Source organism: Nocardia sp. NPDC004711 (assembly GCF_053601595.1).
Window position 1 is genome coordinate 117,007 of the sequence record NZ_JBSGCB010000021.1, and the last position, 25,841, is coordinate 142,847.

The window sequence follows — 25,841 nt, forward strand, 5'->3', positions numbered from 1 at the left end:
CACCTTGCACACCAACACCTCCGGAGCGATCGGCCTCGGCATCGCCGCCGGCGTCGTCGCCGGGATCGCGACCGTTGCCACGATCATCGCCATCGACGATTTCGATCTCGACACCCGAGTCTCGGAAGCCATCACCCGGTCGCGGATGACGGAAGCCGAGCGCACCGAACTCGCCGCGACCCGACGCCTGATCGACCACCAGGCCCAGCAACAGCGCGAACAGCGCGAACGCGGCGAGAGCTACAAGCGCTCCAAGTTCCGCCCTGACCTGCTGTCGGGCACCCGCAGCGAGTTGGTCGACCTGTCGCTGTCCGGGCTGATCTGCGAAATCCTGCACGCGCGCCGCCAAGTCCGCCACGCCTGGACCGCCGACCCGGTCACCGGCGGCCTCGACTACGCCTCGCTCAATACCTGGACCGACCAGCTGCAAGCCATGCGCTCCGAATTCGACCGCCGCCGCGACAACCCCAACGCCGGGCAGGCCCTCAACCTGCTGGACCGCATGCGCTGGCAGGCCGCCTACAGCGAGGTGCACGGCTTCGACGAGCTCACCACTGAGGTGCCCAGCCCCGCAGCCGACACCACCACCGCCGTCGCGCAGTCCTGACGAAAACCCCTATCCCCGAAAGGAATCCGATGTTCAAGAACCGAAACGAACCGATCCCGCCCATCCCCAGCGACCTCTACAACGAGATCGGCCAGCTCGCCGACCGAGTGCAGGCGCTGCGGGCGGACGTCGCCCGAATCCGCGGCGAGTAAGCGCAACTGGCGCAGTCCCCGAAGTCGCTGCGCGTCGACGAGCTCGGCGCCCCGACCGACCCGCGCGAGGCGGTCATCCTCACCCACTCCGCGTTGCGGGCGGTGGACCGCGATCTGGAAACCGTCGAGATGGGCATCACCTACGCCCACGGGCCCGCGTCCCGCATCAGCCTTACCGACGCCGCCGCCGAGCACCGCGAACAGCAACTCGGCCAGCAGCGTCCCCCGATCGAACGCACGCGATAGCTCAAAACCCTTGTGAAGGAAAGGAATACCAACCGCATGACCGACGAACTCGACCCTGCCGAAGATCTGATCCACACGCTGGCGACCGTCGCCGCCGCGACCGCGGACATGACCGTGTGCTGGCGGCGCGCGGCGCATCGGGAGCTGATCGAGCCCGAGCACAACCGCGATCACAGCGACGGCGTGCTGTCGGGGCTCTGGCTGGCGCTGCTGACCCTCGTGGTACTCGGACCCGGAACCGACATCGACAAGGGCCGCCACCTGCTGAGGGTCGAACAGCGGCTTCCCGAGCATCTTCGAGCGCTCACCCACGACAGCGACGACCTCACCGGCCCGGTCGAGGACCTGCCCGACGACCTCGCCATCGATGCCTACTGCGACGCCGTCCACTACCTGCGCAAGACCACCACCGCCACCCGCAAGCAGTGGGACCTGTGCAAGCAACTGCTCGACCAGGCCATCGTCGCGGTCACACCGTGCGACCCCTCCCTGAACTGACCAAACCCGCTACCGCCGAAAGGAATTCACACCCTCATGTCCGAAATGGATGACATCACCCGCGAAGCCGGACGCTTCACCGCCCAGATCGCGCAACTGCTGGCGCGGCTCTCCCACGCCAAGGGCTGGCGGGAGAAGCGCCAGATCAAGAGGGGCATCAACCTGCTGGTGCGCGAACAGACCCGCACCGCCGAACAGCTGCGCACCGTTGAGTTGCAGGCCACCGCCGGCGCGATCGACAACTATCGCCAGCACTCCGCGGCGGTCAATGCCCGCGCGATCGATCCGGGCACCAGCGCCGAACAGCGGGTGCGTGACCGGGAATCGCTGGCGCGCCACCACGGCGACCTGGAGGCGCGGGTCCTGGAATCGGAGATGCTGACGCCTATCGAGCAGGGTATCGCCCTCGATGGGATGGCTGCGGCCACCCGGTTCCCGGACTTCAAACTCGGCAACCTGTTCAAACACGCCCGCAAGGTGCGCGGCCTGGACGCGCTGCGCTACCGCGCCCAGGTCGCCCGCGCCCACGCTGCCACCGGTATCGCCCGCACCCCCGCCTACTCCCGGCCCGTAATCACACAGTCCCACAACGGGAACGGTCAGGCCCATCCGGGCCGTCAACTGGGCAGCGGGTATTCGATGGCGCAGGCCGATGCCGTGCAGATGATCCGGCGCAGCCAGGCCGTCGACCGCCCCTGGGCGCCGCACCCGCAGCAACGGGACGCTGCCGCACAACAGGCCGCCCGGGCTGCCGCGCAGGCCGGGCTGTCGGCTGAGCAGATCACCTGGGAGTTCAACAACGCCACCGCGAACTCCCGCGCCGAGGTCGCCATCGTCGCCCGCTACCCCGGCCCCAACGGTGACCTCGAAAAGGTGGACAACCAAGTCGGGTTGCACCCGAACGAACGGGAAGCCGCTGCGTGGGCCGCGATGCGGCAGGGGCAGATCGCCCAGTTCGGCACCCCGAAGGCGGTGCGGTTGTCCGGGACCGAAAGCGGTCACAGTGAGCCGTTCTTCACCACCGAGGGCAGCCATGCGTTCGTCACCGACGAGGTCAACGGCTGGCGCGCCGAGGTCGACCGCCCCGTCCACGACCAGCCCCCGGAAACCACCGGGCAGGACAGATCCCGCGAAAAGTCTTCCAGCAGTGGAGGTTCGGAGGATCTGGAGCGTCGGGTGCTGATGTTGCAGCGTGGCCTGGACGCGGTCACCGCCGACCGCGACACCCACAAGCAGCAGCTGGAATCGGTGCGCGCGGAACTGGACACGTTGAAAAACACCCAGTTGCGCACCAACCGCGAGTTGCGGGAGGCCCGCGAACAGCTCGACACCGTCGGCGCCGAGCGGGACCGCTACCGCGGTGAACGCGACGAAGCGGTCGAGCGGCTCAAGCAGCAGACCCCCGAACGCGACCGGTACGGCAGCCCAGAACGGCAAGCCGAGCAGGCCAAGGCCGCCGCGCACGGGCGAGCCCTGGCGGAGGACACGCAGATCCAGGACGCGACGGATCAGATGCGACACAGCCAGGGCGGCGACTTCGACCAGACATACCGCCACGGACGAGGCAACGGATTCGGTCCGGAGAAGCCGCGTCCGCCGATCCAGCGGGAGCGGTGATCATGCACAGCGAGCACGAAGAAGCGATGCGCGCGGACTTCCATGACCGCCAGGCGCAGATGTTGAAGATGGCGCAGCCCGAGGTCAGCGACGACCAGCGCTACGAGATCGCCGACCGGATCGTCGATTACGACCGTCGGTGGCAGTCCGGACCGTACGCCGAGGACTGGGAGTTCCTGCGTGCCGCGCACGCCGACTGGCGCGACCGCCCCGAAATGATGGCCCGCTTCGCCCGCGACCTGGATGTCAGCCGCAACGTCTGGGAGGACTACGGGCTCAGCGACGTCAGCCGACGCAGCGTGACCCAGGCCCGCCACATCGCCGATGAGGAACGCGCCGCCATCGCTGCCCTCGCCCATCGGCAGCCGATCCGAAGGGAGCGCTGAGCCATGGAATCCGAGCACGAGGAAGCCATGCGCAGCGACTTCCGGGAACAGGCATCGCTACAGGCACGCACGTATCAGGCCGGGGTGACCGAGAACGAGATCGGGGAGAGCTTCAGCAAAGTCCGTGAGATCCACGGCCGCTGGAACTCCGGCCCGTACGCCGAGCAGTGGCGCTACCTCGCGGATGCGTACACCGACTTCCGCGATCGACCCGACACAATGGACCGGTTCCTCGACAACGTCGAGCACAACCTCGCCCAGGGTTGGGACGGTGGCCTGGACGAGGTGCAGCGTCGCAGCCTGTATCAGGCCAAGGAGCTGACCGAACCGCAGCGGGTGCGCCCGTGGGGCCGGATCCAGCGGGAGCGCTGATCGGTCATGGATCGCGATCCGGCTCACGGGCGTTCGTGGCAGCTGATCACCGCTGCCCTGACTGCCACCATGGGTCCGGGCCGGGACCGGGCACGGTGGACATTGTTCCTGTGCCCGGTCCACGAGGCCGACGGGCAACACCACACCCCTTCCCTCGGGGTCCGCTACGACCCCACCCAGGGCAAAACCATCGTCCGCTGCTTCGCCCACTGCGACGACAAAGACGTCCTCGACAAGATCGGACTCCGCGTCCGAGACATGTGGGATCGCCTGCCCGAACGCAACCCTCACCAGCCGCAGCAGCGCGGGCAACGTCGCCCGCCGTCGGCGGCTCAGCAGGCGCATCAGCAGCGAGTGTCGTTGGTGGACAAGGCGATCGATTACGCGCGGCTGCCGATCCCGTCCAAACCTGATCTCGGCGAGGCGATCGGGCCGACGGAGAGCGTGTGCGGCTACCTCTACCGGCGCGCCGACGGCGGTGAGGAGGGTGTGGTCGTGCGGCACACGACCCCGCACGAGCACGGCGAGAAGAAGTCCTTCACCCAAGCGCACTGGACCGGAACCAGTTGGGAACCCACCGGTTTCGTGCCGATCCCGTACCGGCTCCCGGAACTCCTCGACGGCGTGCAGGCCGGGCGGGAGATCTACGTGGTCGAGGGCGAGAAGGACGTCGGGCGCGCCATGGACGCAGGCCAGGTCGCCACCTGCAACGCCATGGGCGCCGGTAGCTGGACTCCCGAGCACGCGAAATGGTTGCACGGGGCGGGGCGGGTGATCGTGGTCGCCGACCGCGACCGTCCCGGCTACCACCACGCCGCCAAGGTCGCTGAAACCCTGCACGGCCACGTCGGTGAGGTCCGGGTGCTGCAGGCCGCCGCGGGCAAGGACCTGTCCGACCACCTCGACGCCGGCCACGGTTTCGCCGAGCTGGAGATGGTGCCCTACCTCGACCGCCACTACCGCCAACTGCGGCCGGGCCCGCAACCCCGGCGGCAGGTCACCCGCAGCCGCTGACCCTTTCCACTTCTATCCCTGATTGATCACAAAAGGAGAAAACCGTTATGACCAGCACCAATTTCGGACAGCGCTTCACTGCCGCCGCCGCGAAGATCCCGTCGGCGTTCGGCAAGAACAGCACGCCGGGCACCACCGTGTACGGGCGCATCACCAAGATCGGTGAACAGCCGAAGCTGAAGTACGGCGGCGCGCCGGGCGAGGTCGACACCGACGATCACGGCAATGTCATCCAGCAGTTGTTCATCACCATCGAGACCCCGAACGGGACGCGCAACCTGTATCCGACCAGCCGCATGGAACAGGCCATCGGACAGGCGATGAACGCCTCGGGCGCAACCAGTTTCGACGTCGGCGCCACCTTGTCGGTCACCTACACCGGCCCCGATCCCGACAACGACAAGGCCCGCCTCTACACCGCCGTCTACACCCCCGCGGTACTCGCGAACGGCGGTGGCAGGTGACCGGCAACGACGCCGGATCGATCGTGGGGCGCACCAATGCCGTTGCGCCCCACGGCACACCCCGCGTCGACACTGTCGCACCACCGGCAACCAGCCAGCACGGACGCGACACCACCCCACCCGCGCCCCGCCCAGGGCTGGGCGAGGCGCTCACGACCTTCCGTGAGGAGGCGATCATGACCAACGTCCGCGACAGCCGCGACAGCGTGTCGCAGCAGCCGCGCGACACCCGTCGCATACGCGACACCGATGCGACAGACCGCGGCGGCAAGGTCGTCGCCTGGGCCGGATTCATCTTCGGATCGGTCCTGTCGATCGTGATGAACTGGCTGCACACCTGGTTGCCCGCCGCATCCAAGCCACACGGCTGGTCGCCGGGAGTATGGCCGCAAATCGGTTCCGCCGTCTGGCCTGTCACGCTGTTGCTGGCCGTCGAAGCGCTCTCGCGAGTCCGCTGGCGACCCGGTTTGGCGTGGTCGCTGGCCCGCTACGGCGGTGTCGGCACCGTCGCCGCCGGCTCGGCGCTCATCTCCTACGGCCATGTCCACGACGTCCTGCAAAGCTGGGAGTACGGCGCCGTGGGCTCCGCCGTCGGCCCGCTGGTGCTGGACGGGCTGATGGTCGCCTGCGGCTTTGCCCTGCTCTCCGAATCCAGTTCCCGCGCCACCGGCAGGGATGCCGCACGCACTCCTGCGGTTGTGGTCGATGTTCGCGCGCACACCGCGCCCGGCAGCGTTCCGGCTGCGGAGGTCGGCGAACCGTCCGCCGCATCCGTCAACGCGGTAAGCCACCATGACAGCCCTGGAGCGTTTGCTGGGGATGTCCTCGGGTCGGAATTGCCTGTGCGACACCAGGATGCGACGCCGCGACAGCCTGATGCGACGGGCGCGCCACCAGGCGACAGTCCTGCGACAGCCCGCGACAGCGACGATCCGATCACGCGCGACGAGCGCATCCTGGCGCTGCATGCCGCGGGTCGTTCCACACGCGAGATCGCAGACGAAATCGGTGTCCATCACTCCACTGTCGCGCGAGTCGTCGCACGCTACGGCGGCAGCGACACCACCCGCGACACCCTGTCGGGATTGCGACTGATCCAACCTCCTGCAAACGGTGAGGAAACCGCGTCATGACCGGTATCGAATGGACCGAGACAACCTGGAACCCGGTCACCGGCTGCGACCGCGTCAGCAGCGGCTGCACCAACTGCTACGCGCTGTCGATGGCCAAGCGGCTCAAGGCAATGGGCGCGCCGAAATATCAGATCGACGGCGACCCACGCACCTCCGGGCCCGGATTCGCGGTCACGATTCATCCTGCAGCACTGGACATCCCCCGCCGCTGGCGCTCACCGAAGCTGGTGTTCGTCAACTCCATGTCCGACCTGTTCCACGCCCACGTCCCTGAAGCGTTCATCCGCGACGTGTTCGAGGTGATCGCCTCGACACCCCAGCACACCTACCAGATACTCACGAAACGCTCCCTGCGAGCACGCCGGTTGGCCAACCGACTGCCCTGGCCACCCAACCTATGGATGGGTGTCTCGGTCGAGAACCAGGACACACTCATCCGGGCCGGGCATCTGCTCGACATACCCGCAGCCGTCCGGTTCCTGTCCTGCGAACCACTCCTCGGGCCCGTCGACCTCACCGCGGTACTGCGCAGCCGGCACGACGGAATCGGATGGGTGATCGTCGGCGGCGAATCCGGCCCTGGTGCCCGCCCAGTCTCCCAGGAGTGGGTGCGAGCACTACGAGATCACTGCGTCAGCGCCGGCGTGCCGTTCTTCTTCAAACAATGGGGCGGACGCACCCCCAAGCAGAACGGCCGGAGCCTCGACGGCGTCATCTGGGACCAGCTCCCCGTCCGTCTGCCCGAAATCCACCATGCGGAGGCCCAGACCCCAGCGCACGCCGATGCGCGCCATGTCGACCACGAGATTCGAGAAGGGATGAAGCCGTGACGGCGACCAATGAGAGTGAGCGCGCGCCTATGCGCCGCTGGGTACCCACCAACGATGCGGCCGCTCACATCCACCGGCATCCGGAGGTGCTGCGGCGCTGGAATCGGCACCGTGACGAACATCCGTGGTTGCCGATGCCGCGGCGAGTGGGGAAGAACCTGCTCTGGGATCTCGACGAGCTGGACGCTGCCATCGATGGGCAAGTCGACCGACGCGAAGGGCTGTAGAGGTGCCCGGGGGACGCCCACCGCGACCGATCGGAGTGCCCGGCAAAGTGACGTTGACCGAGCTGGCACCCGGACACTTCGAGGCCCGCGTCAAGGTCCGCGACGCTGCCGGCCGACGGCGCGAAGTCTCCCGGGTGTCCCCGGAAAGGCTGGATGCACGAGGACGGAAAGTGCCGGACCGCAACGGTTCTCGCGCAGCCGACGCGGTCTTGGCCGCCGCCCGTGACGTCAAAGTCGACCACGACAGCGAGATCACCGGCAGTATGCGGGTTCGCAAGTTGTGGACGCTGTACCGGGAGCGCCTCGTTGCTCTGCAACGAGCGCCCAGAACACTCGAACGCTATGACGACGTCGCCGTGATGTTCAACAAGGCGTTCGGGGATCTGACCGTAGCGGAGGTCACCACCGGCGCCGTCGAGAAGTTCCTGACCGAGGTCGGCACCGAGCAAGGCCCTGGATCCATGGCCAGTGCCCGCTCGGTGCTCTCGGGCATGTTCCGCTACGCCGTCCGCCGTGGCGCGCGGGAGGTCAATCCGGTGCGCGAGGTGGAACTGCCCCAGAACCTGGAAGCCAAGGGGCGCACCGGCGGAGCCCGCGACATCACCGTCGACGAACTGCGGTTCATCCTCACCGCCGTCCGGGTCTCGACGCTGCCGTGCCCGCGAAAACTCACCAAGCAGGAACGCGAGCGACCCAAACCGCTCAAGGCCTACACCCCGCCCACCGTCGCCGACTACTGCGCCAGCACCGATCTGGCCGATTGGGTGACACTGTTGGCAGCCACCGGACTCCGCCGCAGCCAAGTACTCGCCCTGTTGTGGTCCGACATCGATCTCGACGACAAGACGTTGCGGACGAGTGGGAAGGTCGTGCGCGTCGCGGGGCAAGGACTCGCCCGGATGGTGCAGGAGGCCGACCCAAAGAACCGCAAGGGCCGAATTGCGCTGCCGGAGTTCGCGGTCGTCATGCTCACCCAGCGCCAGCAGCTACTCGAGGAACGTAATCGGACACGCCGACCAGCGAAGCCTCCCGAATACGACCTGGTGTTCCCCTCCACACGGTGGACGATGCGGGACCCGGACAACGTCCAGGACCAATGGCAGCGGGTGCGCGCGGCGCTCGGCATTCCCGACGACATCACCGCGCACAGCTTCCGCGGCGCAGTCGCGACGATCCTCGACGACGCCGGACTGTCCGCCCGCGTCGCCGCCGACGTCCTCGGACACGCCGACCCGTCGATGACTCAGCGCCGCTACATGGCCCGCGGGCGAGTGCATCCGGCCGCGGCCGCCGCGCTGCACAGCGCGGTCAGCGACGAATGAGTTAGTGGGGAGTTTGTGAGGGGATCGGTCCCGGTTTGCGGGTTCCCCGGTACGGGTATTGGTGTAACTGCCAGCGTTGTCGCTGGTCAGTCACCCCTTGTGCGCCCCCGGCAGGAATCGAACCTGCGACCTAGGGATTAGAAGGCCCTTGCTCTATCCAACTGAGCTACGGAGGCAGTGCGGGCATCGGCGGTGATGCGGGCTCCAAACACCTTGACCGAAATCGATCTCGGTGTCCAGCGCGTTAAGTATAGCGAGCGTCCAGATCAGCAAAGCTGGGTCGCGTAGCAACTGTTCGGCGCGTCGGGGCGGTTGTGCAGACCGGAGGACCGGAAACCCCAGGGGAGTCTGGACGGGCACTCCGAACTACGCTGGGCCCATGTCGTCAGTGCAGGACCCGCCCGCGGGATCGGATGTTTCGCCGAATCGGTCGGGTTCGGGGGTGACGTTCGCGGCGATCACGGCACTGGGTGGCGCGGCGACCGCGCTGGTGGCGGCGCTGGTCGTGGCGTTGTCCGCGGCGCAGGCGCTGACCCTGCTGGGTATTCCTGATCCGGGGCCGCTGACCACCTACGGGCTGCCGGCGGTGCGGGCGGTCGCGGATTTCTCGGCCGCCCTGACCGTCGGGTCGCTGCTGTTCGCCGCGTTCTTCGTGCCGCCGCAGAGCAGCGGGCTGCTCGACGTGGGCGGGTATCGGGCGCTGCGGCGCGCTGGGAACGCGGCGCTGGCATGGGCGGTCGCGGCAGCGTTGCTGGTGCCGTTGACCCTGTCGGACACCACCGGGCAACCGCTGCAGGATTCGCTGCGCCCGGAGGAGGTGTGGCGCGCCGCGGACAAGGTCGATGTGGCCGGGTCGTGGCGATTCACCGTGTTCATGGTGGTGGTGCTGGCCATCGGCTGCCGGGTGGCGCTGCGCTGGGGCTGGACGCCGGTGCTGCTGTGGCTATCGGTGCTGTCGCTGCTGCCGGTTGCCCTGACCGGGCACTCCTCGTCGGGTGGCGCGCACGATCTGGCCACCAACAGCTTGATCCTGCACCTGGTTTCGGCCTGCTTCTGGGTGGGCGGCCTGTTCGCGGTGCTGGCCTACGCACTGCGGGACGGCAAATACACCGCGCTCGCCGTGCGCCGGTTCTCGAAAGTGGCGACCGTCTCATTCGTGGTCATCGCGATCAGCGGTGTGATCAACGCCTATGTCCGGGTGCCGCTGTCGGATCTGTTCAGCACCACCTACGGCAAGCTCGTGCTGGCCAAGGCCGCCGCGCTGATCCTGCTCGGCGTCGTGGGGTTCCTGCAGCGGCAGCGCGCCATCCCGGATCTGGAGAAGGATCCGCAGGATCGCGGCGCGCTCATTCGCTTCGCGGGCGTCGAGGCGCTGATCTTCGCGGCCACCGTCGGCCTGGCCGTGGGCCTGGGCCGCACTCCGCCGCCGGACCTGCGCACGGTGCCCACGCCGACCGAGGTGGAGATCGGCTACAACCTGGCCGGCCCGCCGAATATCGGGCGGCTGCTGTTCGACTGGCGTTTCGACCTCGTCTTCGGGACCCTCGCGCTCGTATTGGCCGTGGTCTACGTGCTGGGCGTGCTGCGGCTGCGCAAGCGCGGCGACTCCTGGCCGGTCGGCCGGACCATTGCCTGGCTCGCGGGTTGCGCCACCCTGCTGATCGCCACCAGTTCCGGTGTCGGCCGCTACGCCCCGGCCATGTTCAGCGTGCACATGGCCCAGCACATGATGCTGTCCATGCTGGCCCCGATCCTGTTCGCGCTGGGCGGCCCGGTGCTGCTGGCGCTGCGGGCGATTCAACCGGCCGGTCGGGACGCGCCGCCCGGGCCGCGCGAGTGGATCCTGGCGGCCGTGCACAATCCGGTGTCGCGCTTCATGACGCAGCCCGTGGTGGCCTCGGTGTTCTTCGTGGCGGGTTTCTACGCGCTGTACCTGGGCGGCATCTTCGACAAGTTCGTCGGCACGCACGGTGCGCACCTGGTGATGAACGTGCACTTCCTGCTCAGCGGATACCTCTTCTACTGGGTGGTGATCGGTATCGATCCGAAGCCGCGCCCGGTGGAGCCGCTCACCAAGCTGGGCATGGTGTTCGGTTCGCTGCCGTTCCACGCCTTCTTCGGCATCGCGCTGATGAGCATGGATACCGTGATGGGCGGCTGGTTCTATCGTGGTCTGGGCCTGTCCTGGAACCATGATCTGCTCGCCGATCAGCACACCGGCGGTAGCCTCGCCTGGGCCAGCGGCGAAGTGCCACTGGTGGTGGTGATGCTGGCGCTGCTCATCCAGTGGTCACGCAGCGACAAACGCCTGGCGAACCGGCTCGATCGCAAGGCCGAACGCGACGACGACGCGGACCTGACGGCGTACAACGCCATGTTCGCCGAGCTCGCCCGGCGTGACGGAGAGGTGCGCAAGTGAACGACGTCGCCATGGCGACCCGGAAAGTCAAGCGGCTCTATCGATCCGATGTGCGGCAGGCCCGCCGCCTGCTGCGTGGTCACACCCGCAAGACCCCCGTCTTCCACACCGACATCCTGGGCCCGCGCGGCCCGGTCCCGGTGACCCTCAAGCTGGAACACCTCCAGCACGGCGGCACCTTCAAGGTGCGCGGCTGTCTCAACGCGCTGTTGCAGGCGCGCGGTGACAAGACCCATGTGGTGCTGGCCTCGGCCGGCAATGCCGGGATCGCGGCGGCGCTGGCCAGCGCGTTGCGCGGAATGTCGTGCACCGTGGTGGTTCCCGAGTCGGCCTCGCACACCAAGGTGGCGGCCATGTGGTCGCACGGCGCCGAAGTGCTGTGGCACGGAACGACTTACGCCGAGGCGCACCGGTACGCCCGCCAGCTCGCGGCCGAGCGCGGCGCCATGCAGCTGCACGCCTACGATCTGCCCGAGATCGTGGCGGGCGCGGGTGTGGTCGGGCTCGAGATCGAGGAGCAGGTGCGGGGCAGGCCGCCCGTGCTGGTCGCGGTGGGTGGCGGCGGTCTTGTCGCCGGTGTCGCGGCGGCGCTGGGGCTGCGTGGCCGGGTGATCGGGGTCGAGCCGCAGGGCGCGCCGACCCTGCACTCGGCGCTGGCGGCCGGGCACCCGGTGGATGTCGAGGTCTCCAGCGTGGCCTCGGATTCGCTGGGCGCGAACCGGATCGGCGATATCGCCATGGAGGTGGCGCAGCGCTACGCGGTGCGTTCCATCCTGGTCAGCGACGATGCCATCGTGATGGCGCGCGAGTATCTGTGGCGCGAGTTCCGCATCGTGGTGGAGCCGGCCGGCGCCACGGCGGTGGCGGCGATCCAGAGCGGCGCGTACGTGCCGGCACCGGGGGAGCGGCCGGTAATCGTGTTGTGCGGGGCCAATACCGACCTGGCGACGCTGTAGCGCGCCGCGAACCTATCCACACCCCGCGAGTTGTCCACACTCGCCGATCCGGTCCTGTCGCCGCCCGCGCTTGCGCGGGAACCTTGAGATCGACGGCAGGCACAGGCTCGAATCGACAAGGGGGAGTGCAATGTACGAGGCGAACACCGCGGTGATCGGCCGGATCGTCACCCATCCGGTGCGGCGCGCGCTGCAGAACGGTGAACAGCTGTTGAGTTTCCGGCTGGCCAGTACTGCCCGCCGCTACGATCAGGGCGCGGGGGACTGGGTGGACGGTGGCACCCTGTACCTCACCGTAAACTGTTGGCGACGGGGGATCATCGAAGGAGTCGAGGCGTCACTGCAGCGAGGTGATCCGATCATCGCGTACGGGCAGCTGCGCTCGAACGAGTACACCACCCGAGATGGCGCGGAGCGCACCGACCTCGAGATGCGGGCCCTGGCGTTGGGCCCCGACCTGGGTCGTTGCACCGCCCCGGTGGTGCGCAAAACCTTCGGTCGAACCGACCGGACCGAACCCGTGGAACGGCTGTCCGTGGATGCGGACACTGCCGGAGAACCCGCTACTACACACAGTTAGGCTTGCCGATATGGCTGAGTTCATTTACCAGATGGTGAAGGTGCGAAAGGCGCATGGCGACAAGGTCGTGCTCGACAATGTGACCTTGAACTTCCTTCCCGGCGCCAAGATCGGTGTCGTCGGCCCGAACGGCGCGGGTAAGTCCAGTGTGCTGAAGATCATGGCGGGACTGGACCAGCCGAACAACGGTGATGCCTGGCTCGCGCCGGGCGCGACGGTCGGCATCCTGCAGCAGGAGCCGCCGCTGAACGAAGAGAAGACCGTGCGCGGCAACGTCGAGGAGGGCCTCGGCGAGATCAAGGTGAAGCTGGACCGCTTCAACGAGATCGCCGAGCTCATGGCGACCGACTACTCCGACGAGCTGATGGAGGAGATGGGCAAGCTCCAGGAGGAGCTCGACCACGCCGACGCGTGGGATGTCGACTCCCAGCTCGAGCAGGCCATGGACGCGCTGCGCTGCCCGCCGCCGGACGAGCCGGTGACCAACCTCTCCGGTGGTGAGCGCCGTCGCGTCGCGCTGTGCAAGCTGCTGCTGAGCAAGCCCGACCTGCTGCTGCTCGACGAGCCCACCAACCACCTCGACGCCGAGTCGGTGCTGTGGCTGGAGCAGTTCCTCGCCTCCTACCCGGGCGCGGTGCTGGCCGTCACCCACGACCGGTACTTCCTCGACAATGTGGCGCAATGGATCCTCGAGCTGGACCGCGGCCGCACCTTCCCCTACGAGGGCAACTACTCCACCTACCTGGAGAAGAAGGCCGAGCGCCTCGAGGTGCAGGGCAAGAAGGACCAGAAGCTGCAGAAGCGCCTGAAGGAGGAGCTGGCCTGGGTCCGCTCCGGCGCCAAGGCACGGCAGGCCAAGAACAAGGCGCGTCTGGGCCGGTACGAGGAAATGGCCGCCGAGGCCGAGAAGATGCGCAAGTTGGACTTCGAGGAGATCCAGATCCCGGCCGGTCCGCGCCTGGGCAATGTGGTTGTCGAGGTCGAGCACCTGGACAAGGGTTTCGGCGACCGGCAGCTGATCAAGGATCTGTCGTTCACCCTGCCGCGCAACGGCATTGTCGGCGTCATCGGCCCGAACGGTGTCGGTAAGTCGACGCTGTTCAAGACCATCGTCGGTCTGGAGCAGCCGGACAGCGGCGCGGTGCGGGTCGGCGAGACGGTCAAGCTGAGCTACGTCGACCAGGGCCGCTCCGGCATCGACCCGAACAAGACGGTGTGGCAGGTGGTCTCCGACGGGCTGGACTTCATCCAGGTCGGCAATCAGGAAATGCCTTCCCGCGCTTACGTTTCGGCGTTCGGCTTCAAGGGTCCGGATCAGCAGAAGCCGGCCGGTGTGCTCTCCGGTGGTGAGCGCAACCGCCTGAACCTGGCGCTGACCCTCAAGCAGGGCGGCAACCTGATCCTGCTCGACGAGCCCACCAACGACCTCGATGTCGAGACCCTGAGCTCGCTCGAGAACGCGCTGGAGAACTTCGCCGGCTGCTCGGTGGTCATCTCCCACGACCGCTGGTTCCTCGACCGCACCTGTACCCACATCCTGGCGTGGGAGGGCACCGAGGACAACCCGGCCTCCTGGTTCTGGTTCGAGGGCAACTTCGAGGCATACGAGGCCAACAAGATCGAGCGCCTGGGTCCGGAAGCGGCGCGCCCGCACCGCGTCACCCACCGCAAGCTGACCCGCGGATAACGGGCCACCCCAACCGAATTCACCGCCGCCCTCACCCACCGACGCGGGTGAGGTAGCCGGATCGCGTCCGTCATCGGTCCGCTATCGAGCGCTGGATTCCGTACGGTCCATCGAAGGACGGTCGATTGATCACCGTTTCGTCGGACCGAAGACGTTTACCGGACGGTTCACGGCCCGCTGGATGGCGGGCCGTGACCGGCCAGATGAACGGTTATCGAATAGCGAACTCAGCGGTTTCGCATTCGCAGTTGTGCGTGAAAACTGTTTTGGTGCAAGGTTTGTCGTATGCGACCTGGCGATATCGGACGAAGTCGGCGACGGCCGAACCGTCCGGTTCGTCCGTATGATAGACGCGGCGCGGCATTGAGAGGAATTCAGCCCGGCAGTTCTAGCGCCCAGCTACTCTCGCATCGGCGTCACTTTGTTACGGAACCGAATCCGAGGAGTTGGCGAAATGACGGTCTCGTCCGAATTGTCCAGCGCGGCCTGGGCTGCGAGTTTGCCCGCGTCTCTGCGGGGCAATCTCGTATCCCTCGAGGAGGCGTACTTCCGCCACGTCGACGCCGGCGATGCTGACTGCGCGATCCCCGCGACATCCACCCACATCTTCCGCTGCCATCTGGATCTCGGCATCCAGCGCACCCCCGGCACCGCGAATGTCCGTGTGTACCATGCGGATGACGAGGCCGGGCTCGGCGTCGCCATCCAGCTCGTGACCGATGACATGCCGCTGCTGGTCGAATCCGTGACCTCATCGCTGAGCCGGATCGGCGTCAGCGTCAGTGAGGTCGTGCACCCCATCTTCGAGGTGACCCGAGACGCCGCGGGCCGCCTGGAGAAGGCGGTGCCGCACGAGGTCGACTCCAACGGCACCACGGGCCTGCCCGAGTCCTGGATGCACGTGCAGCTGCACCCCGCCACCAGCCGCGCCCAGCTCGAGCAGATCGAGACCGCGCTGCCCGACGTGCTCACCGACGTGCGCCGGGTCATCGAGGACACCGAGGCCATGCGCGAGACGCAGGAGCGGGTCGCCGCCGAGCTCGACACCGCGGTCACCGCGGGCAGATCCGCCTTTCCCGCAACGGATCTCACCGACTGTGCCAATCTGTTGCGCTGGCTGGCCGACGGTCACTTCACCGTGCTGGGCTACGCCCGCTACGAGCGGAGCACCGTGGACGGTCAGGCCAAGTCCATCATCGTGCCGGAGACCAGCCTCGGCGTGCTGCGCCCCAACGTCGGCACCGACTTCCGGGTCCCCGACAACAGCGGCGACCAGCCGCTGCTCATGCTGACCCAGGGCCTCGTCCCGGCCACCGTGCACCGGGCGGTCTACCCGTACTTCGTCGGCGTGGCCGAGATCGACGACTCCGGTGCCGTCACGGGCGAGCACCTGTTCATCGGCGTCTTCACCGTCACCGCCCTGCACGCGAACGTGCTCGACATCCCCGTCATCGACCGCCGGGTGCGCTCCATCATCGAGTCCAGCGGCTTCGACCTGGACTCCTTCTCCGGCCAGGAGATGCTGGAGGTCATCCAGGCCTTCCCGCGTACCGAGCTGTTCTCCTCCGAAGGCGAGGCACTGCGCCGCACCGCCAGCGCGGTGCTGAATGTCGGTATGCGCCGCCAGGTTCGGCTGTTCATGCGCATGGACGGCTACGGCCGCTTCGTGGCCTGCATGGTGTATCTGCCGCGTGACCGCTACACCACCCGCGTGCGCCTGGAGATGCAGGACATCCTGGTGCGCGAGCTGGGCGGCGTATCCATCGACTATTCGGCGCGCGTGTCCGAAAGTGACCTCGCCAGTGTGTATTTCACGGTCCGGCTGCCTGATCAGGGCATCGTGGCCGACACCGGCGAGCCCAACCGGCTGCGCATCCAGCACCTGCTCGCCGAGGCCAGCCGCACTTGGGACGACCACCTGCGCGACGAGGTGGCCAACTCCACCGTGCTCGACCCGGCGGTGGCGCAGCGCTACGCCGAGTCGCTGCCGGAGAGCTACAAGGAGGACTTCGAGCCCACCCGTGCCGTGGCCGACATCCTGCGGCTGCAGCGGCTGCCCGACGGGGGCATCGACCAGCATCTGTACCGCTGGTCCGACTCCGACCCGGGCTCTTGGCGTTTCACGCTCTATATCGGTGGTGGTGGCGGCATCTCGCTGAGCCAGGTGCTCCCGCTGCTGCAGAGCCTCGGTGTGGAGGTGATCGACGAGCGCCCGCACCACGTCGAGCGCGATCAGGGTCCGGAGCAGTGGATCTACGACTTCGGCCTGCTGGCCCGTCCCGAGCTGCTGCGCAGCGCCCTGGACCGGAACATGGATGCCGAACTGGTGGAGTCCGCGAGCCGGCTCGACGTGCTCGACGCCCAGGTGCGCGGTTTACGCGAACGCTTCACTGAGGCGTTCGCAGCGCTCTGGTACGGCCGCGCCGAGGCCGACGGACTCAATGAGCTGGTGCTGCGCGCCGGCCTGCACTGGCGCGGCGTCGCGATCCTGCGCGCCTACTCGAAGTACCTGCAGCAGGCCGGATTCCAGTACAGCCAGGCCGCCATCACCCGCGTGCTGCTGGCCTATCCGGAGGCGGCGAGCATGTTCGTCGAGCTGTTCACCGCGCTCTTCGATCCGGACTCGGCCAACCCCGACCATGCCACCGAGCTGGAGGCCGTGGTCCGCTACCGCATCGACGAGGTGGTGAGCATGGACGCAGACCGCATCCTGCGCGCCATCCTCGGCCTGATCAAGGCCACCCTGCGCACCAACTACTACGTCACCGACGCCGAGGGCACTGTGCGTGACTACCTGTCGTTCAAGGTGGAACCGCAGGAGATCACCGAATTGCCCAAGCCCAGGCCGCAATTCGAGATCTTCGTCTACTCCCCGCGGGTGGAGGGCGTGCACCTGCGCTTCGGCCCGGTGGCGCGCGGCGGCCTGCGCTGGTCGGACCGTCTGGAGGACTTCCGCACCGAGGTCCTGGGCCTGGTCAAGGCGCAGGCGGTGAAGAACGCGGTGATCGTCCCGGTCGGCGCCAAGGGCGGTTTCGTGGTCAAGCAGCCGCCGGCCGCGACCGCCGATCCGGTCGCCGATCGGCAGGCGCTGCAGGCCGAGGGCATCGCCTGCTACCGCACCTTCATTTCCGGCCTGCTCGACGTCACCGACAATGTCGATCGCGCCACCGGCGCGGTGCTGCGGCCCGAGCGGGTGCTGCGCCGCGACGCCGACGACACCTACCTGGTGGTCGCCGCCGACAAGGGCACCGCGTCCTTCTCCGATATCGCCAATGATGTTGCCCTGCAGTACGGTTTCTGGCTCGGCGACGCCTTCGCCTCCGGCGGTTCGGTGGGCTACGACCACAAGGCCATGGGCATCACCGCCAAGGGCGCGTGGGAGAGCGTGAAGCGGCACTTCGCCGAGATGGATATCGACACCCAGTCCCAGGACTTCACGGTGGTCGGCATCGGCGACATGTCCGGTGACGTGTTCGGCAACGGCATGCTGCTCTCGCGCCACATCCGGCTGGTCGCGGCCTTCGACCACCGCCACATCTTCCTGGACCCGAACCCAGATGCCGCAACGTCTTTCGCCGAGCGCGAGCGCATGTTCGCGCTGCCGCGCTCGTCGTGGGCCGACTACGACCGGTCCCTGATCAGCGAGGGCGGCGGGGTCTACGACCGCACGGTGAAGGCCATCCCGGTCACCGACCAGGTCCGCGAGGTGCTCGGCCTGGCCGCCGACGTCGTCTCGCTGTCGCCGCCGGAGATGATCCGCGCCATCCTGCAGGCCCCGGTGCAGCTGCTGTGGAACGGCGGCATCGGCACCTACATCAAGGCCAGCACCGAGACCAATGCCGAGGTGGGCGACAAGTCCAATGACGCGGTCCGGGTGAACGCGAACGCCTTGCGGGTCAAGGTGATCGGCGAGGGCGGCAACCTCGGCGTTACCGCTCTGGGCCGCATCGAGTTCTGCCGCCACGAGGGCAAGATGAACACCGACGCGCTGGACAACTCCGCCGGTGTGGACTGCTCCGACCACGAGGTCAATATCAAGGTCCTGCTCGACGGCGTGGTCTCCTCCGGCGAGCTGCCCGAGGCCGAGCGCAATCCGCTGCTGGCCTCGATGACCGACGAGGTCTCCGCACTCGTGCTGCAGGACAACGTCTCCCAGAACATCCTTATGGGCATGTCCCGGGCCGAGGCCCCGCACATGCTCAATGTGCACCAGCGCGTCATCGAGGATCTCGAGGAACGCCGTGGCCTGGACCGCGAGCTCGAGGCGCTGCCGAGCGACGCGCAGATGAAGTATCGCGCCGAGGAGGGCACCGGCCTCACCTCGCCGGAGCTGTCGAATCTCATGGCGCACGTGAAGCTTTCGTTCAAGGCCGATCTGCTGGCCAGCGATCTGCCCGATATGGCGTACTTCTCCGCACGGTTGCCGCTGTACTTCCCGACCCCGCTGCGCACCCGCTTCGGTGTGGCCATCAAGCGGCATCGCCTGCGCCGGGAGATCACCGCCACGATGCTGGTGAACGAGGTGGTCGACCTGGGCGGCATCACCTATGCCTTCCGTCTGGGCGAGGAGATCGGGGCCTCGGCCTCCGACGCGGTCCGCGCCTTCACCGCGGCGACCCAGATCTTCGATCTGCACTCGGTGTGGGGACGTATTCGCGCCGCGGAGATCTCCACCGGGACGAAAGACGTGCTGGAGCTGGAGACCAAGCGCACCCTGGACCGGGCCTCGCGCTGGTTGCTCAACAACCGCCCGCAGCCGGTCGCGGTGGGCGCCGAGATCCATCGCTATGCGCAGGGTGTGCGCACGCTCTCGCCCAAGGTGCCGGGCTGGCTGCGCGGTCACCACATCGACAGTCTCAATGCGCAGTCCCAGGCGATCGTCGAGCAGGGCGTGCCCTCGGAGCTGGCCACCGAGGTGTTCGGCCTGCTGAACCAGTTCCCGCTGCTGGATGTGCTCGATATCGCCGACATCACCGATCGCAGCGGTGAGGAGGTGGGCGCGCTGTACTACGCGCTCAACGATCACCTCAAGATCGACTGGCTGTTGCAGGCGGTCAGCCACCTCGAGCGCGGTGATCGCTGGCACGCGCTGGCCCGGCTCGCGCTGCGCGACGATATGTACGGCTCGCTGCGCTCGCTCACCCTCGACGTGCTCTCCGGCGGTGACCCGGAGGAGACGGCCGAGGAGAAGATTGCATACTGGGAGTCCAAGAACCAGTCCCGGCTGGGCCGTGCGCGCTCTGCCCTGTCGGAACTGTTCGAGTCCGGAACCCACGATCTGGCCACGCTGTCGGTTGCGGCGCGGCAGGTGCGCAGCATGGTAAGTGGGGTGGGTGCGCAATCGGAGGTACCGCGTTGACAAGTGTCGGTTCGCTGAACGGCCAGGCGAAGACGGCAGCACCGAGTCCGGGGGAGTCCCCGGTCTCGGCCGAGCCGAAGCGTTTCCACACCACGGTGGAGGTGCGCTGGTCGGATATGGACGCCTTCCAGCACATCAACCATGCCCGCATGGTCACCCTGCTGGAGGAGGCCCGCATCCCGTGGCTGTTCCTGGATGAGCGACCGACGGTTGCGCTGCGGTCCGGCTGTGTGCTGGCCGATCTGCGGGTGCAGTACAAGGGCCAGCTCCGCCATGAGGATTCGCCGCTGGACGTGTCCATGTGGATCGACCGGCTGCGCGCGGTGGACTTCACCGTCGGCTACGAGGTGCGCGCGGCCGGCGCCGCCCCGGACTCCCCGCCGGCGGTGATCGCCTCCACCCAGCTGGCCGCCTTCGATATCGACACCCAGCGCCTACGCCGCCTCACCGCCGAGGAACGCGATTACCTCGCGCAGTGGCTGGCCGACTGACCGAGAACGACCGTTGTCGGGACAACTGACCCTGCACGTTCCGGATCCCGCGGAACGCGAGAACCTGGCCACCTTCATCACGCACGCCATCCGCCTCGACCCGGCGGCCGTCATCCGGCTGCGCCGGCGCGGGGACCGCTACGTCTCCGCCTGGGCGACCACCGGATTCGAGGCGCTGGCGGTGCGGACGGTGGTGGCGGAGCTCGGGATGGACGACGTGTCCGTCGGCGCGGACGCCGTCCTCGCCGGGCTGCACGGGCCGGACGCGGGCGCCGCGTTCGGGCTCGGCTATGCCATGGACTCCGCCTGGCGCGCTGCGCTGCCGCCGGAGGCGGGCTTCGTCCACGTGGAGGACGTGCCCGCCCGCATGCTCGTCGAATTGGCCGAGCGCGGCGCCGAATTGGCGCAGGAGCACGGCAGCCAGCACGGCCCGCCGGCCGCCCTGCTGGATCAGACGGTGCTGACCGTATCCGGCGGCGGCGAGCAGGTCGAGGTGCCAATGCGGGTGGTGTTCGCCCTCGCCGCCATGGATTTCATTCCGCACGGCGGCGAGAAGACCGACTCCCGCCGCATCCCGGTGGACGAGATCGTGCGGGTGCGCGCGGCCCGGACCTGGCTGCGCCTGGACGCCCGCTACGGTTCGGTGGCCCGCCGTCGCGGCCCCGCCATGCCGCTGCTCCCGCACTGATGCTCTGCCGCTGCTCCCGCACTGAGGCTCTGCTGTTGCTCCCGCATGGAGGCTCTGCTGTTGCTCCCGCACGGAGGCTCTGCCGCGCTTCCGGCGCCGAGTCCCGCCCGAACCCGCCCCCAATGCGCGGGGCACCGAATTTCCTGGCTCGTAAGGTTTTTCGAGCCCAGCTACGTTCGAGTCGGGCCGAACGTAACCACAGTGAGGGGCCATCATCATGACGATCCTGAGGTGCATTCTCGCAGGTGTGGCGCTGGGCATCGCCCTGCTGGCTCCGGCCTTCGCGCCCGTGGTGGGTGGCTGACACGACAGCCGGTCCGTCGGCCATCGGAATCGCGATGGCCGGCATAGCCGCAACGATTGGTCGCCCCGCCCCGTGCCGATTACCTTGGCGGCATGAGCGATGCCGCGATCGTGACCGAGTGGACCGACCTGAAGGTCGGCGATGCCGTGATGAGCGCCTATGTGGCCCGTCCGGCGGAACCGGGTGAGTATCCCGGAGTCGTTGTGGGACACGAGATCTACGGCCAGCACGCCACGGCGCGAGCGGCCGCCGACCGCCTGGCGTCCCTGGGCGTCATCGCCGTCCTGCCGGACCTGTTCCACCGCGTCGCGCCGCGCGCCGAGCTGGAATTGCACGTCGACCGGGAACGTGGCCTGGAACTGCTGCGCACCCTGACCCGTCCCGGGGTGGTCGACGATGTCTCGGCCTGTCTCGACGAATTGCGCGGCCGCGGCGCGGTCTCGCTGAACATGGTCGGCTTCAGCGCGGGCGGGCATGTCGCCTACTACGCCGCCACTCAGCTCCCGCTGGCCGCCACCGCCGCGTTCTACCCGGGTTGGCTCACCAATACCGATATCCCGCTGTCCACACCCGAACCCACCGTCGAAGCCACCCCCGGCATCACGGGCCGGGTCGTGTTGTTCTTCGGCGGTGGGGATCCGCTGATCGATGCCGAGGCTCGCGACGAACTCGAAGAGGCGCTGAGCACGGCCAATATCCAGCACGAGATCGTGGTTTACGACGACGCCCCGCACGGCTTCCTCTTCCCCGGCCGCGATTGGTACCGGCCCGAGGTCGCCGAGGATTCCTGGGCCCGGCTCGCGGACCTGTTGCGCGGCTAGCGAATACGGCACGCCGAAGGTGCGCTCCTCAGCAGACACCGAGGACTCGTTCCTCAGTGCACGCCGAGCATCCGCAGCCCCGCCGTGACCACCGCCGCGGAGAGGATCACCACCAGCAGCGGCGCGCGCTTCCACGCCAGCCCCGCCGCGACCAGCACGCCCGCGGGCAACGCCCACCCGAATTGGCCGCTGCCCGTGGGCACCAGCGTGGTGACCGCCAGCGCGGTGAGCAACACGACCGACGCGATCTCCAGCAGCCGGATGGTGCGCGGCGAAATCCTGACCCGGCTGCGCAACAGCGGCCCGGCGAATCGGAATGCGAAGGTGCCCATGGCCAAGGCCATGGCACCCACCAGGAGAGTCTTGGTCATCGGCGCGCGCTCCTGGAGCCGAACCGTCGAAAGATCGCCCGCATCACACGGTCCCGGCCGCAGCGGGGGTGCACTCGGTCCTCGTCGCCTGATCCGCGTTCGCGGTGGTGGTGGCTTCGCTCGCGCCCGCGCGGCGCACGACCAGCAGTACCGCTGTCAGCGCGAGCAGTACCGGCAGCCCCGCGCCCAGGAACGGCGTGGTCGCCGCGGCGACCACCGCGCCGGCCAGAGCGGCTGTGCGGGTGAGGGGTTCGCGCAGGGCGGGCAGCACCAGCGAGAACAGTACGGCCGGGAAGACGGCGTCCAGACCGAACGCATTGGGGTCGGGCACCACCGCCCCGAGTATGGCGCCGAGCGCCGCGCCCAGCGGCCACGCGGCCAGCACCGAGAGCCCGCATACCCAGTAGGCGGCGCGCCGCCGATCCCGATCCGGCTGGGTCAGGGCCATGGCCACCGATTCGTCGTTCATGACGTGGGTGCCCAGCAGCCGCCGCCAGCCGGTGCCGACCACATCGGGCACGGACAGTCCGTAGGGCAGGTGCCGGGCGTTGACCAGCAGTCCCGCCAGCACGGCGGCGACCAGCCCGCCGCCGGCGGTGAGAATGCCGATGAAGACGAATTCCGAGCCGCCCGCCAGGACGGCGACGCTCATGAGCACCGGCAGCCAGCCGGGCAGTCCGGACGTCACCGCGGTAGCGCCGTAGGATACGCCGATCATGGCGACTGCCAGGCAGATCGCCGCGATACCTGTGAGCACACCCCGATCGAGTGTTCGCCATGCCGAACGCATGTTTTCTATAATGAACACAACCGGCCAGGTTCGTCAAAGGGACGTGCCGACCTCCCGGTACTGTGAACGCCACCATGACCCAGCAGTCCGACCGCTCCGAGCCTGTGTCTGCCCCGCAGGTGCCCGAGTCTGCCCCGCAGGCGCCGGCGTCCCCGCAGCAGGCGCCCGCGTCGCCGCAGGAGGCGATCGCCGCCGCTCTGCGCCGGGAGCGGGCTCGCTCCGGACTCTCGCTGACCGAGGTCGCCCGTCGCGCGGGGATCGCCAAATCCACACTGTCCCAACTCGAATCGGGCTCCGGCAACCCCAGCATCGAAACGCTGTGGGCGCTCTGCCTCGCCCTCGACATCCAGTTCTCGCGGCTGCTGGATCCCCCGACCCCGCAGGTCCAGGTGATCCGCGCGGGTGAGGGCCCGGTCCTCGCCTCGGCGCGGTCCGAGTACCGGACCACCCTGCTGGCGGCCTCCCCGCCCGCGGCTCGCCGTGACGTGTATCGCGTCACTGCCGAACCCGGCCACCCCCGGGACTCCGCCCCGCACTCCCGTGGCGTCGTCGAGCACATCGTGCTGTGCGCCGGTCGCGCCAAGGTCGGGCTCGCCGAGGATCCGGTGGAACTCGGGCCCGGTGACTACATCTGTTACCCCGGCGACCTGCCGCACGTCTTCGAGGCCCTCGAGCCGGGCACCTGGGCCCTGCTGGTCAGCGAATACAGCTGATCCGCGAATCCGGCTGCGGCGCAGCCGATCTCACTGACCGGCCACCCACCAGGCGGACAGCAGGTGCACGGCCGCCAATCCGACGCAGGTGGCCGCCATCGGCCAGTTGCGCCGTCCCGCACCGATGACCGCGTCGCCGATCTGAGCCAGTCCGGCGACCACCAGGATCGGCGCCAGTCCGCTGCGGGCCCCGACCGCGAGCAGGATCAGCATCACGATGCTCAGCGGCACCGCCCGCGCCCCGTACGCATACGCGAAAAACAGTGTGCCCGTATTGATCTGGGTACCGTCCGGCACCGCCATCGCGGGCCGTGCCATGCCGACCACGCTGGAGACTCCCGAGATCAAAGCGACCGCCGCGTTCGCGATGGCGATTCCGGTGTACGCGTCCATTTCCTTCACTCCTTAAATCATTCAGTGTCTGAATGTTTCGAGGGAAGTATCATCTGACCCGTGAACGATGTCAAGAAGCCGACCGGACTCCCGAAGACCGTCTCGTTCCGGCTGGGCACGGTGGGTTCGGTGGTCGCCGACCGCTTCGCCGCGCGCATCGAAACCCTCGATCTCAAGCCCAAGCATGCGGGGCTGATGACCGCGCTGAGCCACGGCGAGGCCGCGTCACAGCAGGAATTGGCGAGCCGGCTCGGCGTCGCGCCGAGCCTGGTGGTGGCGCTGGCCGATCATCTGGAACGACTCGGCGCGATCGAGCGCGTGCGTGATCCCGGGGACCGGCGGCGGCAGGTGCTGACGCTCACCGGGCACGGCTACGCGCTGCTGGCGGAATGCGAAAAGGCCGCGCGAGACCTCGACGACGAACTCACCGCCGGGCTGACCGACAAGGAGCGCACGGCCTTCCTGCGCGCGCTCGGCGTACTGGCCGCCGAAGCCGGTCTGCCCACGGGGGAGTGACGCGTCAGGCCGCGCCTTCGCCGAGGTACTGCAGCCACATCGGATCCAGTTCCGAGCTGGCCGACAGCAACCGCCAGTGTGGACCCTTCGGCGCGACCATCGGATGGTGCAGTGTCCAGCCCAGTTCGCTCAGGAGCTTGTCGGCCTTGCGGTGATTGCAGGGGGCGCAGGACGCGACGCAGTTCTCCCATGAGTGGGCGCCGCCACGGCTGCGCGGAATGACGTGATCGATGGTTTCGGCCTTGCCGCCGCAGTAGGCGCAGCGGTAGCGGTCGCGATGCATGAGGGCGGCTCGGGTCATGGGGACCCGTGCCCGGTAGGGGACGCGCACGTAGTTGCGTAGTCGGATGACCGAGGGGAGCGCCACCGAGGTGCCGGCGGAATGCACGACCGGACCCTCCGGATTGTCGTGCACGGTGTCGGCCTTGTCGCAGATCAGCAGCACGATGGCGCGACGTGCGGACAGGGCGGTGAGCGGCTCGTACGTGGCGTTCAGCAGCAGCACGCGGCGTTTGGCCCAGGCGGGAACGGGTGCTGCGGTGGGCGGATGATGCGCGTGCTCGCGGTGGTCGCCCGGATGGGCGGGCTCGGGATGAGCGCCCAGGTGATGCTCGGAATGAGAATGTTCGGACAGCAAGTGCAGCGGAGTAGCCCCCGACCCACGATTGTGGACGTCGGCGGGCTGGAGTTGTCGATGGGTCCGCGCCTCGTGTCGGGCGCCGTGCCGCTGCTTCATGGGCCATACCCCGGTTTCGTATTCGTCCGATTGTGTGGTATCTCGGCAGACTGCCACCCAGTTGACCATGACTTGCCGCATATTGCACGGTGATTTCGCACATTGTCGGGCACATTCGGATGAACGGGACGTGACAATCGTGCACGCGG

27 protein-coding genes and 1 tRNA gene are annotated in these 25,841 nt (G+C 68.1%); 23 read left to right on the top strand and 5 right to left on the bottom strand.

What is annotated here, in order from left to right:
• Positions 1 to 4: 4 nt before the first annotated feature.
• From ACWEKS_RS22595 to ACWEKS_RS22655, 13 genes are all read left to right on the top strand, one after another.
• A complete protein-coding gene (locus ACWEKS_RS22595) occupies positions 5 to 607 on the top strand; it encodes a hypothetical protein (RefSeq protein ID WP_452341909.1) in 603 nt (200 codons plus the stop codon).
• A gap of 29 nt (positions 608 to 636) precedes the next feature.
• Complete coding sequence (locus ACWEKS_RS22600; protein WP_452341910.1) at positions 637 to 759, top strand: hypothetical protein; 123 nt, start codon at positions 637 to 639, stop codon at positions 757 to 759.
• A gap of 102 nt (positions 760 to 861) precedes the next feature.
• Complete coding sequence (locus tag ACWEKS_RS22605; protein WP_452341911.1) at positions 862 to 1,005, top strand: hypothetical protein; 144 nt, start codon at positions 862 to 864, stop codon at positions 1,003 to 1,005.
• A 36-nt stretch (positions 1,006 to 1,041) separates the two neighbouring features.
• Positions 1,042 to 1,503, top strand: coding sequence for a hypothetical protein (locus ACWEKS_RS22610; protein WP_452341912.1), 462 nt, complete (start codon positions 1,042 to 1,044; stop codon positions 1,501 to 1,503).
• A 36-nt stretch (positions 1,504 to 1,539) separates the two neighbouring features.
• Positions 1,540 to 3,120, top strand: coding sequence for a hypothetical protein (locus ACWEKS_RS22615; RefSeq protein WP_452341913.1), 1,581 nt, complete (start codon positions 1,540 to 1,542; stop codon positions 3,118 to 3,120).
• 2 nt (positions 3,121 to 3,122) lie between these two features.
• Positions 3,123 to 3,506, top strand: coding sequence for a hypothetical protein (locus ACWEKS_RS22620; protein WP_452341914.1), 384 nt, complete (start codon positions 3,123 to 3,125; stop codon positions 3,504 to 3,506).
• Positions 3,507 to 3,509: 3 nt separating this feature from the next.
• A complete protein-coding gene (locus ACWEKS_RS22625; RefSeq protein ID WP_452341915.1) occupies positions 3,510 to 3,878 on the top strand; it encodes a hypothetical protein in 369 nt (122 codons plus the stop codon).
• A 6-nt stretch (positions 3,879 to 3,884) separates the two neighbouring features.
• On the top strand, positions 3,885 to 4,892 hold the full coding sequence (locus ACWEKS_RS22630; protein ID WP_452341916.1) for a toprim domain-containing protein: 1,008 nt from the start codon (positions 3,885 to 3,887) through the stop codon (positions 4,890 to 4,892).
• Positions 4,893 to 4,939: 47 nt separating this feature from the next.
• On the top strand, positions 4,940 to 5,356 hold the full coding sequence (locus tag ACWEKS_RS22635) for a hypothetical protein (protein ID WP_452341917.1): 417 nt from the start codon (positions 4,940 to 4,942) through the stop codon (positions 5,354 to 5,356).
• Complete coding sequence (locus ACWEKS_RS22640; protein ID WP_452341918.1) at positions 5,353 to 6,489, top strand: helix-turn-helix domain-containing protein; 1,137 nt, start codon at positions 5,353 to 5,355, stop codon at positions 6,487 to 6,489. The genes ACWEKS_RS22635 and ACWEKS_RS22640 overlap by 4 nt, the downstream gene beginning before the upstream one ends.
• Positions 6,486 to 7,319, top strand: coding sequence for a DUF5131 family protein (locus ACWEKS_RS22645; protein WP_452341919.1), 834 nt, complete (start codon positions 6,486 to 6,488; stop codon positions 7,317 to 7,319). The genes ACWEKS_RS22640 and ACWEKS_RS22645 overlap by 4 nt, the downstream gene beginning before the upstream one ends.
• Entirely contained in the window at positions 7,316 to 7,546 is a 231-nt protein-coding gene (locus ACWEKS_RS22650; RefSeq protein ID WP_452341920.1) for a hypothetical protein, read from the top strand. Before ACWEKS_RS22645 ends, ACWEKS_RS22650 begins: the two co-directional genes overlap by 4 nt.
• A gap of 35 nt (positions 7,547 to 7,581) precedes the next feature.
• Positions 7,582 to 8,868, top strand: a complete 1,287-nt coding sequence (locus ACWEKS_RS22655; protein ID WP_452341921.1) for a site-specific integrase — start codon at positions 7,582 to 7,584, stop codon at positions 8,866 to 8,868.
• A 102-nt stretch (positions 8,869 to 8,970) separates the two neighbouring features.
• On the opposite strand, the gene ACWEKS_RS22660 is transcribed toward ACWEKS_RS22655, so the two are convergent.
• Positions 8,971 to 9,044: transfer RNA gene (locus tag ACWEKS_RS22660), tRNA-Arg, on the bottom strand.
• Positions 9,045 to 9,247: 203 nt separating this feature from the next.
• Between ACWEKS_RS22660 and ACWEKS_RS22665 the strand changes: the two genes are divergently transcribed.
• From ACWEKS_RS22665 to ACWEKS_RS22700, 8 genes are all read left to right on the top strand, one after another.
• Positions 9,248 to 11,287, top strand: coding sequence for a cytochrome c oxidase assembly protein (locus ACWEKS_RS22665; RefSeq protein WP_452341922.1), 2,040 nt, complete (start codon positions 9,248 to 9,250; stop codon positions 11,285 to 11,287).
• Positions 11,288 to 11,298: 11 nt separating this feature from the next.
• Positions 11,299 to 12,243: a threonine/serine dehydratase gene (locus ACWEKS_RS22670; RefSeq protein ID WP_379399035.1), complete on the top strand. Its 945-nt coding sequence runs from the start codon at positions 11,299 to 11,301 to the stop codon at positions 12,241 to 12,243.
• A 130-nt stretch (positions 12,244 to 12,373) separates the two neighbouring features.
• Positions 12,374 to 12,823 carry a single-stranded DNA-binding protein gene (locus tag ACWEKS_RS22675; RefSeq protein ID WP_354834641.1) on the top strand — a complete coding sequence of 150 codons (450 nt, stop codon included), beginning with the start codon at positions 12,374 to 12,376 and terminating at the stop codon, positions 12,821 to 12,823.
• 10 nt (positions 12,824 to 12,833) lie between these two features.
• Entirely contained in the window at positions 12,834 to 14,510 is a 1,677-nt protein-coding gene (gene ettA / locus ACWEKS_RS22680) for an energy-dependent translational throttle protein EttA (protein WP_452341923.1), read from the top strand.
• A 454-nt stretch (positions 14,511 to 14,964) separates the two neighbouring features.
• A complete protein-coding gene (locus tag ACWEKS_RS22685) occupies positions 14,965 to 19,869 on the top strand; it encodes an NAD-glutamate dehydrogenase (protein ID WP_452341924.1) in 4,905 nt (1,634 codons plus the stop codon).
• 95 nt (positions 19,870 to 19,964) lie between these two features.
• On the top strand, positions 19,965 to 20,360 hold the full coding sequence (locus ACWEKS_RS22690) for an acyl-CoA thioesterase (protein WP_379382851.1): 396 nt from the start codon (positions 19,965 to 19,967) through the stop codon (positions 20,358 to 20,360).
• Between the two features lie 13 nt (positions 20,361 to 20,373).
• The gene (locus ACWEKS_RS22695; protein ID WP_452341925.1) at positions 20,374 to 21,048 is read left to right on the top strand and encodes a hypothetical protein; all 675 of its coding nucleotides are present in this window, start codon (positions 20,374 to 20,376) and stop codon (positions 21,046 to 21,048) included.
• 396 nt (positions 21,049 to 21,444) lie between these two features.
• Entirely contained in the window at positions 21,445 to 22,173 is a 729-nt protein-coding gene (locus ACWEKS_RS22700; RefSeq protein ID WP_452341926.1) for a dienelactone hydrolase family protein, read from the top strand.
• A 53-nt stretch (positions 22,174 to 22,226) separates the two neighbouring features.
• Here the strand turns inward: ACWEKS_RS22700 and ACWEKS_RS22705 are convergent, their stop codons facing one another.
• Both ACWEKS_RS22705 and ACWEKS_RS22710 read right to left on the bottom strand, forming a co-directional pair.
• On the bottom strand, positions 22,227 to 22,544 hold the full coding sequence (locus ACWEKS_RS22705; protein WP_379444312.1) for an AzlD domain-containing protein: 318 nt from the start codon (positions 22,542 to 22,544) through the stop codon (positions 22,227 to 22,229).
• A gap of 43 nt (positions 22,545 to 22,587) precedes the next feature.
• Positions 22,588 to 23,334 carry an AzlC family ABC transporter permease gene (locus tag ACWEKS_RS22710; protein ID WP_452341927.1) on the bottom strand — a complete coding sequence of 249 codons (747 nt, stop codon included), beginning with the start codon at positions 23,332 to 23,334 and terminating at the stop codon, positions 22,588 to 22,590.
• A gap of 74 nt (positions 23,335 to 23,408) precedes the next feature.
• Between ACWEKS_RS22710 and ACWEKS_RS22715 the strand changes: the two genes are divergently transcribed.
• Positions 23,409 to 24,047, top strand: a complete 639-nt coding sequence (locus ACWEKS_RS22715; RefSeq protein ID WP_452341928.1) for a helix-turn-helix domain-containing protein — start codon at positions 23,409 to 23,411, stop codon at positions 24,045 to 24,047.
• Positions 24,048 to 24,077: 30 nt separating this feature from the next.
• Here ACWEKS_RS22715 and ACWEKS_RS22720 read toward each other — a convergent pair whose 3' ends face one another.
• Positions 24,078 to 24,440 (bottom strand): hypothetical protein, encoded by a 363-nt coding sequence (locus ACWEKS_RS22720; protein ID WP_452341929.1) that lies wholly within the window; start codon positions 24,438 to 24,440, stop codon positions 24,078 to 24,080.
• A 60-nt stretch (positions 24,441 to 24,500) separates the two neighbouring features.
• Between ACWEKS_RS22720 and ACWEKS_RS22725 the strand changes: the two genes are divergently transcribed.
• Positions 24,501 to 24,956, top strand: a complete 456-nt coding sequence (locus tag ACWEKS_RS22725; protein ID WP_452341930.1) for a MarR family winged helix-turn-helix transcriptional regulator — start codon at positions 24,501 to 24,503, stop codon at positions 24,954 to 24,956.
• Positions 24,957 to 24,960: 4 nt separating this feature from the next.
• Here ACWEKS_RS22725 and ACWEKS_RS22730 read toward each other — a convergent pair whose 3' ends face one another.
• Positions 24,961 to 25,692: an HNH endonuclease gene (locus ACWEKS_RS22730; protein ID WP_354834668.1), complete on the bottom strand. Its 732-nt coding sequence runs from the start codon at positions 25,690 to 25,692 to the stop codon at positions 24,961 to 24,963.
• Positions 25,693 to 25,841: the final 149 nt, after the last annotated feature.